General features: G+C 67.1%; 15 protein-coding genes and 1 pseudogene. 10 read left to right on the forward strand and 6 right to left on the reverse strand.

Annotated features, from left to right (window positions below; translation table 11 throughout):
• From CSR00_RS26785 to CSR00_RS26795, 3 genes are all read left to right on the forward strand, one after another.
• Positions 1–126, forward strand: a 126-nt coding sequence (locus tag CSR00_RS26785) for an acyl-CoA dehydrogenase family protein (protein WP_281259762.1), incomplete at its 5' end; no start/stop codon positions are given.
• Positions 127–133: 7 nt separating this feature from the next.
• The gene (locus CSR00_RS26790) at positions 134–1,561 is read left to right on the forward strand and encodes a phosphotransferase (protein WP_099025433.1); all 1,428 of its coding nucleotides are present in this window, start codon (positions 134–136) and stop codon (positions 1,559–1,561) included.
• 67 nt (positions 1,562–1,628) lie between these two features.
• Positions 1,629–2,771, forward strand: coding sequence for a CaiB/BaiF CoA transferase family protein (locus CSR00_RS26795; protein WP_099025434.1), 1,143 nt, complete (start codon positions 1,629–1,631; stop codon positions 2,769–2,771).
• A gap of 35 nt (positions 2,772–2,806) precedes the next feature.
• Here CSR00_RS26795 and CSR00_RS26800 read toward each other — a convergent pair whose 3' ends face one another.
• On the reverse strand, positions 2,807–3,634 hold the full coding sequence (locus tag CSR00_RS26800) for a helix-turn-helix domain-containing protein (RefSeq protein ID WP_176562284.1): 828 nt from the start codon (positions 3,632–3,634) through the stop codon (positions 2,807–2,809).
• Positions 3,635–3,936: 302 nt separating this feature from the next.
• Between CSR00_RS26800 and CSR00_RS26805 the strand changes: the two genes are divergently transcribed.
• The 4 genes from CSR00_RS26805 to CSR00_RS26820 are packed head-to-tail and all read left to right on the forward strand — an operon-like array spanning position 3,937 to position 8,426.
• Positions 3,937–5,226, forward strand: coding sequence for a cytochrome P450 (locus CSR00_RS26805; RefSeq protein WP_245906618.1), 1,290 nt, complete (start codon positions 3,937–3,939; stop codon positions 5,224–5,226).
• Positions 5,223–5,660 (forward strand): nuclear transport factor 2 family protein, encoded by a 438-nt coding sequence (locus CSR00_RS26810; RefSeq protein WP_176562285.1) that lies wholly within the window; start codon positions 5,223–5,225, stop codon positions 5,658–5,660. Before CSR00_RS26805 ends, CSR00_RS26810 begins: the two co-directional genes overlap by 4 nt.
• On the forward strand, positions 5,657–7,312 hold the full coding sequence (locus CSR00_RS26815; protein WP_141564496.1) for an acetate--CoA ligase: 1,656 nt from the start codon (positions 5,657–5,659) through the stop codon (positions 7,310–7,312). Before CSR00_RS26810 ends, CSR00_RS26815 begins: the two co-directional genes overlap by 4 nt.
• Before the next feature lie 7 nt (positions 7,313–7,319).
• Positions 7,320–8,426, forward strand: coding sequence for an NDMA-dependent alcohol dehydrogenase (locus CSR00_RS26820; protein WP_099025439.1), 1,107 nt, complete (start codon positions 7,320–7,322; stop codon positions 8,424–8,426).
• A gap of 141 nt (positions 8,427–8,567) precedes the next feature.
• Here CSR00_RS26820 and CSR00_RS26825 read toward each other — a convergent pair whose 3' ends face one another.
• Together CSR00_RS26825 and CSR00_RS30875 are read right to left on the reverse strand one after the other, a co-directional pair.
• A complete protein-coding gene (locus CSR00_RS26825) occupies positions 8,568–9,641 on the reverse strand; it encodes a TIGR03857 family LLM class F420-dependent oxidoreductase (protein WP_099025440.1) in 1,074 nt (357 codons plus the stop codon).
• Positions 9,638–10,024, reverse strand: a complete 387-nt coding sequence (locus tag CSR00_RS30875) for a nuclear transport factor 2 family protein (protein WP_099025441.1) — start codon at positions 10,022–10,024, stop codon at positions 9,638–9,640. The genes CSR00_RS26825 and CSR00_RS30875 overlap by 4 nt, the downstream gene beginning before the upstream one ends.
• Positions 10,025–10,142: 118 nt before the next feature.
• Here CSR00_RS30875 and CSR00_RS26835 point away from each other — a divergent pair, with 118 nt between their 5' ends.
• Both CSR00_RS26835 and CSR00_RS26840 read left to right on the forward strand, forming a co-directional pair.
• Positions 10,143–11,225, forward strand: a complete 1,083-nt coding sequence (locus tag CSR00_RS26835) for a phosphotransferase (RefSeq protein WP_099025442.1) — start codon at positions 10,143–10,145, stop codon at positions 11,223–11,225.
• Positions 11,226–11,263: 38 nt separating this feature from the next.
• A complete protein-coding gene (locus CSR00_RS26840) occupies positions 11,264–11,887 on the forward strand; it encodes a TetR/AcrR family transcriptional regulator (protein ID WP_099025443.1) in 624 nt (207 codons plus the stop codon).
• A gap of 51 nt (positions 11,888–11,938) precedes the next feature.
• Here CSR00_RS26840 and CSR00_RS26845 read toward each other — a convergent pair whose 3' ends face one another.
• Complete coding sequence (locus CSR00_RS26845; RefSeq protein WP_245906620.1) at positions 11,939–12,214, reverse strand: winged helix-turn-helix transcriptional regulator; 276 nt, start codon at positions 12,212–12,214, stop codon at positions 11,939–11,941.
• 150 nt (positions 12,215–12,364) lie between these two features.
• Between CSR00_RS26845 and CSR00_RS26850 the strand changes: the two genes are divergently transcribed.
• The gene (locus CSR00_RS26850) at positions 12,365–12,961 is read left to right on the forward strand and encodes a carboxymuconolactone decarboxylase family protein (RefSeq protein WP_099025445.1); all 597 of its coding nucleotides are present in this window, start codon (positions 12,365–12,367) and stop codon (positions 12,959–12,961) included.
• 157 nt (positions 12,962–13,118) lie between these two features.
• Here the strand turns inward: CSR00_RS26850 and CSR00_RS26855 are convergent, their stop codons facing one another.
• Positions 13,119–13,829 (reverse strand): 2OG-Fe(II) oxygenase, encoded by a 711-nt coding sequence (locus tag CSR00_RS26855; RefSeq protein WP_099025446.1) that lies wholly within the window; start codon positions 13,827–13,829, stop codon positions 13,119–13,121.
• A gap of 140 nt (positions 13,830–13,969) precedes the next feature.
• Positions 13,970–14,415, reverse strand: a pseudogene (locus CSR00_RS26860) (glycoside hydrolase); the annotation flags it as partial.

The raw sequence follows: 14,415 nt of genomic DNA on the forward strand, positions 1-14,415 counted from the left end.
TACTCCACCGAATACGACGTCGAACGCTACTTCCGCGACGCCCCCCTGATGATCGTCGGCGAAGGCACCAACGAAATCCAACGCAACGTCATCGCCACCCAACTCATCACCCGCGGCGGACTCTGAGGACACCATGACTGACGCAACGACTGACGCAACGACCGACGCAACGACCCACGCACGCTGGGACGGCCTGGAACAACCATGGCCGCAGTTGTTCGCCTGGGTGGAACGGCAGACCGGCGGCCGCATCCTGGAATGGAAGCGTCAGGCTCGCTGGCGTCCGGCCTGGTATCTGACCGTCGATGTCGACGGCAACACGCAGCAGCTCTACGCGCGCTGCCAGCGCGAGGAATCCATGCCGTGGACCAGGACCCTCTCGCTGCGGCGGGAGTACGACATCATGCGGGTTCTGCACGACCAAGGTGTCACCGTGCCCACCCCCCTGGGGTTCTGCGACGAGCCCGAGGCAATTCTGATGACGTCGGTGGACGGACGGGATCGATTCGACGAGCGTGACGATTCCCGGGTCCGCGACGCGGTCATCGCCGACTACGTCCGGCGGCTCGCCGCGGCGCATCGACTCGACACCGCCCCGTTCGAGTCGATCGGCCTGTCCCGGCCTGCGACTCCGCACGACATCGGCTACATGGGGTTCGGGCTTTCCGAGAAGTGGTACCGCCAGGTGAAGCCGGCCCCGGACCCGGTCATCGAATTCATCGTCTCCTGGCTTCACCGGAACGTCCCGGTGCACCGTCACGACGTGTCCTGGATCCATTTCGATGCGGGCCAGTTCCTGCACGCCGAGCAGCGCGTCACCGCCCTGATGGACGTTGAGTTCTCCTGCCTGGGCGATCCGATGGCCGATCTCGGCGCGATGCGGATGCGCGACACCGCCCAACCCATCGGCGACCTGACGCACGCCTTCGCCGTGTACGCGCAGGAGACCGGCCGGCCCATCAACCGCAGCGTGGTGAACTTTCACGCGGTCCGCTTCGCGCTGCTCACCGCGATGCTCTCGGCGGGCACCCGTGCGGACCCGCCGGCCGAGTTCGATCTGGCGCAGTGGCAGGCATGGTCGCTCATGTCGCTGACGATCTGTCTGGAGATCATCGCCGAAGAGGGCGGTTACCAGCTCGATCCCCCGCCCGCGCTGACATATCCGAGCATCCGGAACGACCCGGCGCATCTCTCGGTCCAAAGAATCGTCGACGACATCCTGACCGACCAGAATCTCGACGGCCATCTGGCGTTCCGGCTGCAGGTCGTGCGCGACCTGTTACCCGGACTGCACCGCAGCGCGCAGGCGATGTCCGACGTCGACGCGTCCGACCAGGCGGAGTCGGCCGAGCTGCTCGGTTTCGCGCCCGGCGACTGGGCCCAGGACGATCGCGAGCTGGAGGCCTTCGTCTCCCGTTCCGGCGTGGTCCGTGAGGCCGAGGTGGCACGGCTGCTCGCACGTCGTGTTCGCCGGCAGATCGACCTCATCAACCCCGGCATGCGCGATGTCCGCGACTTCCGGGTACAGCCGGTCGACTGGGCGGCTATACCCACCACATGACCCACCACATGATGTTGGCTCCGACCGCGGTGTCGGCACCGCCCCGATCGAAAGGACACCGCACGCCATGAGCACGGGACCACTGAACGGCGTCTCCGTCATCGAGCTCGGCGGAATCGGCCCCGGGCCGTTCGCCGGGATGTTGCTTGCCGACCTGGGCGCGGACGTGGTGCGCATCGACCGCTCGACAACCTCTGAGCTCTTCCCCGGCGATCCGCGGCTGGACGTGCTCAATCGCGGGAAGCGTTCGGCGATCCTCGACCTCAAGGACCCCGAAGCGCTCGAGGCCCTGCTGGCGATGACCGCACGCGCGGACGTGCTGATCGAGGGGTTCCGGCCGGGGGTCGCCGAACGACTCGGAGTGGGGCCACAGGACTGCTGGCGCCGCAATCCAGCACTGGTCTACGGGCGCATGACGGGTTGGGGCCAGGCAGGCCCCCTCGCGCAGACCGCCGGCCACGACATCAACTACATCGCCGTGACCGGGGCCCTGCATGCGATCGGCTCCGCAGGCGGCCCGCCTCAGATCCCGGTGAACCTGGTGGGTGACTTCGGCGGCGGCGGTACCTATCTGGTCATCGGGGTGCTCGCCGCGCTACGGGAGGCGGCGCAAAGCGGCCAGGGGCAGGTGGTCGACGCCGCCATCACCGACGGCGCCGCGCATCTGCTGGCCGCCGTCCACGGGGTGTTCGCCACCGGCACGTGGGAGGACGAACGCGGCGTCAACATGCTCGACGGTGGCGCTCCGTTCTACAGCGTGTACGCCACGTCCGACGACCGGTATGTCGCGGTGGGCGCTCTGGAGAATCGCTTCTACCGTGAGCTGATCGCCGGGCTCGGCCTGGAACTCGATCCAGCCGCTCAGAACGATCGCTCGACGTGGCCGCGTATGCGGGAGTTGTTCACGGCTGCGTTCGGCGCTCACCCGGTGAAGCACTGGATCGAGGTCTTCGACGGAACCGATGCCTGCGTCACGCCGGTGGAAAGCCTTCGTTCGGCCGCAGCTCACCCGCACGTATCCGGTCGCGGCAGCGTCATCGAACGCGACGGCGTGATCCAGCCGGGATGCGCTCCACGCTTCTCCAAGACACCGACCGTCCCGGGCGCACGGCCACCCCGGCCCGGGGCGCACACCGCCGAAGTCCTGCGCGACTTCGGGGTGACCGGTGCCGAATCCCTGCTCGAGCGCTCGGCCGCCGTGCAGACCTGATCCGACCCCATCGGATCGAGCCACGCTGAATCCGACTAAGCCGACGCCTCGGTGAGCGCGTCGCCCCGGTTCGTGAAGGTGTGGTGCTTGTACTCGCTGGGAGTGATGCGGAACTGCGCGGCGAAGACCCGCGAGAAATGACTGGGGTTGGCGAAGTTGAGCATCGCCGATACCGCGGTCACGCTGCGGCCCTCCGACAGGAGATCGCGGGCACGCTCGAGCTTGCGCACCGAAACGACTTCGGCGACCGTCTGTGGCTCGGACTCGAACGCGCGGTGCAGTGTGCGCACCGAGACGGCGTGAGCAGCCGCGATCGCGGTGGGCCGCAGATCGGGATCGAAGATGTGGTCATCGATCCACCGCGACACGGAGATCCGCAGCGCGGATACGAGCGACGTGGACTCGGTGTCCCGGGCGGATTCGATCGTTCCCAGCGCCAGCTCCAGCAGCGCGTTGCGCGTCCGCCGGTAGGACGGTGACAGCGGCTGGGTGTGGTCGCCCAGATAGGTCAGGAGCTGCCGGAGAAGTGGCGCCGTCGGGGCGTCGTTGAAGAACTCCAGGCCGCCGCCGCCCCTGGGGATGAGCGACATGTGCGCCAGCACCGATACCGGGATCAGCAATGCGCTCTTGCGCAACCGCGCGGGCACGCTGAACAGCGTCGGAGCCTGGCAGTCCCACAACACGACGTCGCCGGCCGTGAGCCGGTAGGTGTTCCCGCCGATACTCACGACCTCGCTGCCCGAACGCACCGCGGCCAGGGCGAAGTATCCGTCGCCGGCCGGCATCGCACTACCTGACCGGCGGGCCAGTTCCCGGCTGGACCACGAGACGTCGACGTACACCACGTCGTCGATCGGCGTCATGCTCGCGAACTCTCCGCGATCGGCGCCGTTGCGCATATCCGGCACCGAGATGGGAACGAACGGCGCCAACGCATCGCTCAGACGGGGAGAGCTGGGCGCGTCAGCACAGACCGACCAGGTGATCCTCGCGGATGTCATCATCGCCTCCGACAGTTTTACTTCAGGTTAAAAAGTATCCCATGGCTGTGGCCCGTGTCACCCTAAGGACTGTCTTTGGCACCGACAGACATGCGGCGCAACATCGTGCCGGTCCACCATCGACCCAGCACGGTGCCACTCCCGTGCGCACAGGAGGAGTTTTGGTGACAGCACGCATCCGACCACCGTTCGCCGACGTCCGGGTCGGGAACCTCGACTTCTGGCTGGCCCCGCCCCGGCAGCGCGAGGAGGAATTCTTCGCACCATTGCGCAGGACCCAGCCCGTGTCGTGGCAGCCACCCGCGGAGGGCACCAACCCGGTGATCAACTCGGACGAGGACGGCTTCTGGGCGGTCACCGGCCACGATGAGATCGTCGCGATCTCCAAGGACCCGGCCACCTTCTGCAACGGGCAGGGCACCAACTACGACGATTTCCCACCGGAAGCCTACGAAGCGGCCGGCTCGATCCTGGTGCTGGACGCTCCCAGGCATGTCAAGGTCCGCGGTCTGGTCTCGTTGGCGTTCACCCCCCGCCGGTTGGAGAAGATCCGGAACCAGATCGCCGCGCAGGCCGCATCGATCGTCACCGACCTGTCCCGGCTCGACTCCGGTGAATGCGATTTCGTCGAGCACGTCGCCTCGCGCCTACCGCTCTGGACGATCAGCGAAATGGTCGGTGTCCCGACGCACCGCCGCGATGACATGATCGGTGCCGCCCTCAAGGTGAACGGACTGCACGATCCGGACATCAACCAGGGCCGCGAGCCGGCGGAGGTGTTCGCCGAGGGACTGACGGCGCTTCACGGGCTGTCCCAGGAGATCGCCGAACAGCGCCGGTCACACCCCGAAGACGATCTGATGACCAGCCTCGTCAATGCCGAGATCGACGGCGAGAAATTGACCCAGATGGAGATCTCGTCGTTCTTCGTCCTGCTCTGTGTCGCCGGCAACGACACCACCCGCAATTCCACCAGCGTCGCGATGCATGCGCTGTCCGCGCATTCCCGACAATGGGACCTGCTGGTCGACGATCTCGACGCACTCCTACCGACCGCGATCGAGGAATTTCTCCGCTGGGCAAGTCCCGTGATCACCATGCGCCGCACCGCCACCCGTGACACCGAGTTCTCGGGCATGAAGATCCTCGAGGGCGACAAGGTGATTCTCTTCTACCCCGCCGCCAACTTCGACGATCGGATCTTCGAGAACCCGTACACATTCGACATCCGGCGCAAACCCAACCACCACCTGGCGTTCGGCGGCGGCGGACCTCATTACTGCATGGGCGCACAGCTGGCCCGCATGCAGCTGAGGTCCATCTTCACCGAATTGCTCACCCGGGTGCCGGACCTGCAAGTCGGCGAACCCGAATTCGAGCTCAACACCATCATCAGTTCCGTGAAGCGGATGCCGTGCAGCTTCACACCAGCCAATGTGAAGGAGCATGCGTGACACGCACACCCGCACAACTCGCCACTCAACTCGTCGAGGCCTTCGGCCGACCCGACGACATCGTCGCCGTACTCGCCGAGGATGCGACCTGGTGGATCACACCCGCCACGCCGGTCGAGGTGATGGACAGCGTGAGTACCGGCCGGGACGTCATCCGGGGCAACATGCGGCGCGTGTTCTCCATGCTCTACAACGGCGACACGATGCGGACCACCGTGCACAGCGCCATCAGCGAGGGAAATCTCGGCACGGTGCGGTTCACCCTCAGCGGCGAGTTCCCCAACGGCCAGGGCGAGTACACCAACGAGTACTGCGTGTGTGTCGAGACCCGCGGTGACGAGATCACCAAGGTCTGGGAGTACGTCGACGGAGCCATCGCGGTCGTGCAGATGCAGGCGGCCGGTATCGACATCCAGCCGGCGGGAGCGTCTTGAGTCGCCCGCACGCCGAGCTTCGCGACGAACTGCTCGCAGAACGTAATCTCCCGCCGAGGGAGTTCTGGGACGCCACCGAGGAACGTCTCGACTGGCCCCTCGATCGGGGCTTGAACCTGGCCCACGAATGCTGCGACCGCTGGGCCGTCGACCGTTCCCGTGTGGCGATGAGCGTGCACGATCCCGACGGCACCGTCAGCCGGTGGACGTACTACGAACTGATGACGGCGTCGCGCGCGCTGGCCAACGCGTTCACCGCCGCGGGGCTGCGGCGCGGTGACCGGGTCGCCGCCGTACTGGACCAGCAGATCGAGGCATACATCTGCGCACTCGCGGCATGGCGGGCGGGGCTGGTCTACGTACCGCTGTTCGTCGGGTTCGGGGTCGATGCGCTCGCCGAACGCATCAACGGTGCCGAGCCGACGGTTGTCGTCGTCGACCACCGATACCGCGCCGCCTACGCCAAGGTTCACTCCGCATTGACGTCGGCGCCGGCGGTGTGGACGGTCGCCGGACCGCGGGGCACCGGTATATCAACCGGCGATGCCAGCCTCTGGAGCGAGATCGCAACCCAGAATGATGATTTCGCCACCGTGCGAACCAAGCCCAGCGACTGCGCGACGCTGATCTACACCAGCGGCACCACCGGCAAGCCGAAGGGTGTGCTGCACCCCCATTCGCTGATCATCCCGCTGCAGGGATTCCTGCGGCACGTGATGGCGCCGGGCAGCGACGACTGGGTGTTCGCGGGCGCGAACCCCGGATGGTCATTCGGACTGTATGCCGCGGGGCTCGGGGTGCAGTCGCTGGGAGTCGGTCGCGTCATGTACACCGGAAGCTTCGATCCCGCGGCCTGGCTGAGAGTCATGCACGAGGAACGGGTCACCTACGTGGCATCGGCCCCGAGCGCCTACCGCGGGCTGATCACCGCCGCCGCCCGCGCCGGACTGCCCGACACCGTGCGCGGTGGGCTGTCGGCCGGCGAGCCGCTGACCACCTCGCTGGTCACCGCGTGGAACGAGATCGGCGGCGGACGGCTGCAGGACGCCTACGGATCGAGCGAGATGTCCATGGTGCTTGCCAACCTCGCGTTCGACGATCGCGACATCCCCGCCGGCGCTCTGTCCTCGGTGCTGCCGGGCTACGACGTCGCGCTCGTCGACGAACACGGACAGCCCCAGGAATCCGAAGGAATCATCGGCATCCGCGACCCGCGGTGGCCGGTCCTCGGCTACCACGGGCTCGACGAGCTGTGGGACTCCAAGACCGTCAACGGGGTGTTTCAGTCGGGTGACATGGCACGCCGTGACGAGCACGGACACTACTGGTTCGCCGGGCGCCACGACGACGTCATCGTAACGGCGGGTTACAACGTCGGGCCGACGGAGGTGGAAGAGGTGGTCGCCAGCGTGCCCGGCGTCAAGGAAGTCGCGGTGGTCGCCGCCCCGGACGAGGCACGCGGTTCGGTGGTCCGGGCCGTCGTGGTCGACGACGGTTCGGTGCCCCGGACGGTGTTGACCGGAGCCATCCAGCGTGCCGCGCGGGAGCGACTCGGTCGCCACGCGTACCCGAAGATCATCGACTTCGTCGCGGAACTACCCCGTACCGAAACGGGCAAGATCCGCCGGAATCTGTTGCGACAGGATGCATAGGAGCTAGATGAAGACCAAAGCCGCCGTCTTGTGGGGCATGAATCAGAAGTGGGAGATCGACGAGGTCGACCTCGACGGACCGAAGCCCGGTGAGGTCATGGTGAAGCTCACCGCGAGCGGGCTGTGCCATTCCGACCACCACCTGGTGACCGGTGACATCCCACGCCCCCTGCCGGTCGTGGGCGGCCACGAGGGTGCCGGCGTTGTCGTGGACGTCGGCTCCTCCGTCACCGGAATCGCCGAGGGCGACTCGGTTGTCATGAGCTTTCTGCCCGCCTGCGGCCGCTGTCAGCCCTGCGCGCGTGGGATGAGCAACCTCTGCGAGCTGGGTGCGCTCCTCATGCTGGGCCCGCAGATCGACGGCACCTACCGGTTTCATGCACGGGGCCGGGACATCGGCCAGAACTGTGCCCTGGGCACCTTTGCCGAGTACACCACCGTCGCGGCCGAGTCCGTGGTGAAGGTCCCGACCGGCACCGCGCTCGACACGGCCGCGCTCATCGGGTGTGGCGTCACGACGGGCTACGGCAGCGCCGTGCATACCGGCGGGGTCCGCGATGGCGACACCGTCGTCGTGATGGGCGCGGGTGGCGTGGGCATGAACGCCGTTCAGGGTGCGCACATCGCCGGCGCTCGCCACGTGATCGTCGTCGATCCCGCTCCGTTCAAGCAACAGCACGCCCCGACCTTCGGAGCGACCCATGTGGTTGCCTCGGTGGACGAGGCGTTGCCGCTGGTGACCGATCTGACGCTGGGCAGGATGGCCGACGTCTGCGTGATCACCGTCGACGTGTCCGACGGCACTCACATCGGCCAGGGGCTCGGTCTGGTCGGCAAGCGGGGTCGAGTGGTCCTCACCGCGATTCCCAATCCCGAATCTGCGACCGCCGACATGGTGCTCGCCGACGTGCTGTTCTACGAAAAGCAGGTCCGCGGATCACTGTTCGGCTCGTCCAACCCGCACGACGACATCCTGCGCCTGCTGGCGCTGTATGAGGCCGGACGGCTGAAGCTCGACGAACTCGTCACGCGCGAATACACGCTCGACGAGGTCAACCAGGGCTACGAGGACATGCTCAACGGCGTCAACCTGCGCGGGGTGATCCGGTACTGATCCGGTACTGATCCGGTGCTGCGGAGAGCGCCGAGGCCACGCCGAGTGCACACCCGAGCTGCTTTGTGGCAGTCGGGCCAGCTCGACGGGTCCTCGGCGCTCGGTCGTCCGGGCCAGGTCGTCCGGGGGACCCTGGCCGCGTCAATCCCCCACCGGGGCTGCGGCCGGGACCGACTCGTATGCGGCGAGGATCGGCGCCAGTTCATCCGGGGTGGCGCCGTGCAGGATCACGCCGTCGGCGCCGAGCGCCAGCTGATTGCGAATCGCGGCGACGCATTGCGCGGGCGAGCCGGTGGCGGCCGGCGCCAGCCATTCATCGGGGAGCAGGGTGGCGATGTGCTCGAGCTGCTCGACCGTCGTCGTAGGGCTGTCGATGACCTGCAGTCCGTTCACATAGAACCCCTGCACCACCTCGTCGTCCCGGAATCGCTGCAGCACAGCAGGATCCCACCGGTTGGTGCTGACCATCAGATCCCCGTAGGCCTGGAGATAGGTCGCCAACCGGCCGACCGTCTTGCGCAGCCGCAGCTCCTCGGGGATGTGATCTCCGATCGTCGCGAAGCACGACCAGACCTTTACCGCGTCGGGGTCACGTCCGGCTTGTTCCGCTGCCGTCTTCACCGTGTTGACGCAACGTGCCAACGTCTCATCTGTGAAGAACGTGTGCAGGATGACCTGGTCGAACGCGCGCCCTGCCAGCGACAGCGTGTTCGGGCCGAAGGCGACGATGCCCAGCGGGATCTCTTCGTTGTAGTCCGAACCCAGCCGCAGAGCCGGATACCGCCCCAGCGGGCCGTCGTACCCGACGATCGTCTCGCCCCTGAACAACCGGCGCATGAGCGTGGCGAACTCCTCCATCTGCGCCGTGGTGACCTCGGAGAACCCGAACGCACGCTGCAGCACCTTCACACCGCGCCCGATGCCCAGGGTGAAGCGCCCACCGCTCAACCGGTGCATCGTCAGGGCGTACGAGGCGGTCACGATGGGGTGACGGGTGTTGTGGTTCGTGGCACCCGTGGCGATTCCGATGTTCGTCGAGACGGCGGCCGCCGCACCCGACAACGTGGCTGCCTCCTTGGTGTTGAATCGCTCGGAGATGAACGCGTGTCCCAGACCGAGATCCTCGGCCCGGCGGATCTCGTCGATCAACTCACGTGGTGACTCCGGCTGACCTCCCAGCGTGTAGAAGCCGAGTTCGAGATATGCCGCGGTCACGCCGGGAGCTCCTTGGCCTCGGGCCAACGACCATGCTCGTGGGCGTTGTTCCACACCTCGACGATGCGGCCGTCGACCACCCGGAAGACCTCGATGGAGGCAATCGAGTCCGGCGTCCCGTCCAGCTTGCGGAGGTCTGCCTGGTACACGATCGTGCACAGCTCACCCTCGACGACGGTGTGGATCAGTTCGAAGGTGACGTGCTGAACACTGCTCCACGCCTGTTTGATTCGCTCCACCGCCATCTCATGGGTGAGCACGTCGCGAGTCCCCGCGCCGTTGCGAATCACCTCGGCGCCGATGATCTCCGGCGCGAGTTCGTATCTCTGTCTGTTCCAGATTTCGTAGTTGTACTGCTCGACGACGTGCAGCGTGTCCGACATGTTCTGAGTTCCGTTCCTTGGTCGCAGAGTCTGCCGCGGGACCGGGGTCACCCCGATCCCGTGACGGCCACCACAAAGATACTTGCTTGTGAGCAAGCAGACAAGTACCGTTCGCTGCATGACCGCGACCGCACTGCCCACAACCATCGAGGCGTTGACCCCCGGATGGCTCACCGACTCCCTGCGTGCCTCCGGAGGCATCTCCGCCGATGCCGAGGTGGTGTCCTTCGACGCCGAATCCATCGGCGAGGGCGTCGGTTTCACGTCCTACCTGTACCGGCTGAAGCTCACGCTGAGCAACGGGCAGGTAATGAGCGTGGTAGCCAAGCTGCCCACCACTACGGACTACCTACAGATCGCGAAGGCGTTCCGCGCCTACGCCCGCGAGGTGGCCTTCTACGCGGCAGTCGCCCCACAGTGCCCTCTGAATACGCCGGTCGTTCATGTCGCCGAGATTGACTCGGAGGGACACGAATTCATCATTCTGATGGAGGATCTCGGATATCTCGAGAACGGCGACCACGTCGCCGGCATCCCCTTCGAGCGAGCCGAGCGGGTGGTCGACCAGCTGGCCCTGCTGCACGCCTGGGGGTGGGATCTGCCCAGCGACGAGGCCGCTCATCCGGAGTTCGAAGGGCTCGACAGCCCCGCCATGACGGGCCTGTTCACCATGGGCATTGCCGCGGGCTGGGAAACGTACCGCCCGAAGGCCCGGGTACCGATCCCACCCGGACTGTCCGAGCTGATCGAAGACTGGCCCACGCGGCTCCCGAGGATGGTGGCGGAACTCACCGAGCCGGTCACCGTCGTCAACGGCGATCTGCGCGTCGACAACATGTTCTTCGATTCCGAGGGGTCACCGACGATCGTCGACTTCCAGATGACGATGCGCGCCGCGGGCATCTGGGACGTTGCCTACCTGGTGGGCCAGGGCATGACGCCGACGCAGCGCGCCGGGCGAGAACGAGAACTGGTGGCGCGCTACGTGGACGGCCTGGCGAAGGCCGGCATCACGTACTCGTTCGACGAAGCGTGGCGCCAGTTCCGCGTGGCGCTGGTGGCCCAGCTCACCTACCCGCTGACCGCCGGGATGTCCTGGGACGGCCTCAATGATCGAGCCAGAGAACTGCTGCATGCGCTCAACGAGCGGGCATTCGCCATCATCGCCGACACCGACGCGTTGCAGGCTCTCCCCGACTGAAATCGGGGTCGCGACCATCGACGTGAAAGCATGACGCCATGCGAACTCAGCGAGAGCGCGTCGAGGAGTCCAAACGGCGACTCGCCGAGGCGGCAATAGAGCTGATCGCCGAACGGGGCTTCAGCCAGACCACCTCGAAGGACATCGGGCTGCACGCCGGATACAGCCGGGCCATGGTCGCCGAACGCTTCGGCAGTAAGGAAGTGCTGCTGGACTTCGTGCTCGGCCACTACTACGAGAACCGCATTGACGTCCAGAGGGCCCCGGGGTCGTCCGGGCTCGACGTCCTGCTGTCACCGATCGAGGGACTGAAAGAGTTCGCCCGCGACGACCCCCGTACGCTGCGCGCGATGTTCGTGCTGAACTTCGAAGCGGTCCATCACACCGACGTGCTGCGGAAACGCATCCGGGCGTGGATTCGCCGGCTCAAGGCCGAGCTGATCGAGGCGGCGCAGGCGGCCCAGGCCGACGGGTCGATGCGTACCGACGTCGACCCGGTCGACGTGGTCACCGACATGCTGGCAACCGGTATCGGCCACGCCTACGCATGGATCGTCCTGCCCGAGGACGACGACTTCGAGCGGACGATGACCCGGTGGCATGCCGACCTTTCCTCGTCGCTTCGCGCGCCGGCGACCCGGCGGCGTTCGCGCACCACCTGACGCGGTTCGAACCGAGGTGCCGGGCCAGCCGGCCGGCGAGTGCAGCGAGCGCTACGAACCGCGCTCCCGCGCCGCCCAGCGTCGGGCCCACTCCGCCAGCGGGTGGTAGGCCTCCAGCAGGCGCTGACCCTCGCCGGTCAGCCGATAACCGTTGGCCCCGGACTCGGCGACGCCGGCCTCGCGCAGCTCGTGAAGACGGTCGTTGAGCACGCTCGCCGACACGGACCCGCACCGCTGCTGCAATTGGCGGAAGGTCAGGTCGTCGGCGCGCAATTCCCAGATGACGCGCAGAGTCCAACGGCGGCCCAGCAGGTCCAGCAGGGCCATGATCGGTTCCCCGCTCTGAGACCCCCGGACCCGATGCCCGGGCCGAGGCGTGGCGACCATGAGAAGCAGAGTAGCCGACGACGGACCTTGCGCTTCGTATTTCGAAGCGTTAGCCTGCTTCGTAAATCGAAGCGCCCAGGAGGTCGTCCGATGACCGGTTCTGCACGTGTCGCCCCGTTGGAGCCACCATTCGAGCCGAATATCGCTGCACTGCTGGACAAATGGATGCCACCGGGCTCGGGAGTCACGCCTCTGGCGTTGTTCCGCACCCTGGCGATCCACGAGGACCTGTCCGCGCGGATGCGTCCGCTGGGGGCCGGGATCCTGGGCCACGGCCTGGTCGAGCCGGTCCTGCGCGAGGTCGCCATTGCCCGGACCTGCGCACGCTGCGGGGCCGAATACGAATGGGGTGTACACGCCGCCGCGTTCGGAAAGCCCCTCGGCCTGACCGACGAACAACTGCGGACCACCGTGCACGGCGGGCCCGACGATCGGTGTTGGAACCGCACCCAGCGCACGGTGATGAGACTGGCCGACGAACTGCATGACACGAGCACGATCACCGATGACCTGTTCGCCGAACTGGGTGCGTTGTTCGACACTCGCCAGATCCTGGAACTGACGGTGACCGCCGGCTGGTACCACACGATCGCCTACGTCATCGGGGTGACGCGACCGAGTCCCGAGGCCTGGGCGGACCGGTTCCCAGCCCGGACGCCGGAGATGCCGGTGGATGCAGAGCGATGACCGCGCGCCACTGCCGGTATTCCGCCGGCAGGCAGACCGCGCAGGGGCGGTACCCGGCTACGGCCGCGATGGCCTCCGACGGTCCCCGGGACGGCGCTGCGCCACGGGCGTCCGTCGGCGCCTGTCAGCGTGTAGGGCGCGGGCGGATTCATGGGATTCATGCGGCGTCGTGGAAGACCAGTCCCAGGGTGAACCTGGTCCCCGATCGTACGGTGGAGACACCGTGGCGAATGGATGCCGCCGACCAGCCTCGCACCGACCTGGTGGGGCGGTCGCGAGTGGTGAACACCAGTCCGTGTCCCTGGGGAATCACCGTAGCGGTGCCGCGCGACTGGGCGCGGGCTCGTTGTTCGTAGAGCAGGAACTCACCGCCGGTGTAGTCGGCGCCCGGTTCTGTCAGGTTGACCACGACCTGAAGCGGGAAGAACAGCTCGCCGTAGAGGTCGCGGTGCAGCGCATTCCAGTCCCCGGCATCGTATTTCAGCAGGATGGCCGTCGTCTTCGATTGGCCGGCCGCGTGGCATCGCCGCAGCCAGACATCGAGGTCGTCCGGCCATGGCGCCTCCCGTCCGAGGCGGGCCCACCAGGTGCGCGCGACCGGCAGCAACCTCGGGTACAGCGCCGCCTTCAACGCGGTCACGGCCTCCGGATAGGGCCGGCGGAAGTAGCGATACTGGCCCCGACCGAATCGGTAGCGGCTCATGTCGATGGTGGACCGGAACCGGGACCCGTCACCGTAGAGCGCGGCGATCTCGGCCGCCTGCGTCGGGGTCAGCAGCGGCCCGGTCAAGGCGCACCCATGGTCGTCCAGCTCGGCGCCGACCCGGCTCCAGTCGGTGGCATCGACGAGCCCTTGCCAGACATTCATGCCGGGCCTCCGGGTCGATGGTTGGTCCATCACACCCTGTAGACGCTCGGCGGCCCGCCGATGTGAGGTGTGCATCGGGAACCGCTGCTCGCGTCATCCGGCACGGGCGCGCGGATTGCTGGAGCATGCCGACCTCTCGGTCAGCGCCGTGGCGTCGTGGTGATATGCACGTGGTCGTAGTGGCCGTAGCCCGATCCCTGCGGACCGCCCGGCGTGTAGTAGGTGTCGCGCCAGATCGCATCCTGCAGTCCGAAACGGCCCGCGTTGCCCAGCACGAACGCCAGGATCTCGTCTCCGAGCGCGACGCCCTCGGCGCTGCCGTAGTTGGGGATCATCACGTCGATCGCCAGACCGCTGGGATGCCAGGGCTTCGAGTCCGGCCGTACCCCGTCGATGTCGGCGATCTGGGGAAACCTGGCGCTGATGGCACGGGCGGCCAGGACGGTGTTGGGCTGTAACCCCGCCTCCGAGGCGACGCCGACGGGCAGGATCTCCGGGATGTCGACGCGCTCGGGAGCGGGAGGTGGGAGAACGTCGCCGGGGGGCGGGCCGGGCATCGCCGCGATCAGCGGGTCGGGCATCGCCG

It is taken from the genome of Mycolicibacterium palauense (genome assembly GCF_002592005.1).
GTDB lineage: Bacteria > Actinomycetota > Actinomycetes > Mycobacteriales > Mycobacteriaceae > Mycobacterium > Mycobacterium palauense.

Bases quoted from the DNA above. Each gene is read 5' to 3' on its own strand.
- CSR00_RS26835 (WP_099025442.1), top strand. From the start codon at position 10,143: ATGACCGCGACCGCACTGCCCACAACCATCGAGGCGTTGACCCCCGGA.
- CSR00_RS26795 (WP_099025434.1), top strand. From the start codon at position 1,629: ATGAGCACGGGACCACTGAACGGCGTCTCCGTCATCGAGCTCGGCGGA.
- CSR00_RS26820 (WP_099025439.1), top strand. From the start codon at position 7,320: ATGAAGACCAAAGCCGCCGTCTTGTGGGGCATGAATCAGAAGTGGGAG.
- CSR00_RS30875 (WP_099025441.1), bottom strand. From the start codon at position 10,024: ATGTCGGACACGCTGCACGTCGTCGAGCAGTACAACTACGAAATCTGG.
- CSR00_RS26790 (WP_099025433.1), top strand. From the start codon at position 134: ATGACTGACGCAACGACTGACGCAACGACCGACGCAACGACCCACGCA.
- CSR00_RS26850 (WP_099025445.1), top strand. From the start codon at position 12,365: ATGACCGGTTCTGCACGTGTCGCCCCGTTGGAGCCACCATTCGAGCCG.
- CSR00_RS26845 (WP_245906620.1), bottom strand. From the start codon at position 12,214: ATGGCCCTGCTGGACCTGCTGGGCCGCCGTTGGACTCTGCGCGTCATC.
- CSR00_RS26840 (WP_099025443.1), top strand. From the start codon at position 11,264: ATGCGAACTCAGCGAGAGCGCGTCGAGGAGTCCAAACGGCGACTCGCC.
- CSR00_RS26855 (WP_099025446.1), bottom strand. From the start codon at position 13,829: ATGAATGTCTGGCAAGGGCTCGTCGATGCCACCGACTGGAGCCGGGTC.
- CSR00_RS26800 (WP_176562284.1), bottom strand. From the start codon at position 3,634: ATGACGCCGATCGACGACGTGGTGTACGTCGACGTCTCGTGGTCCAGC.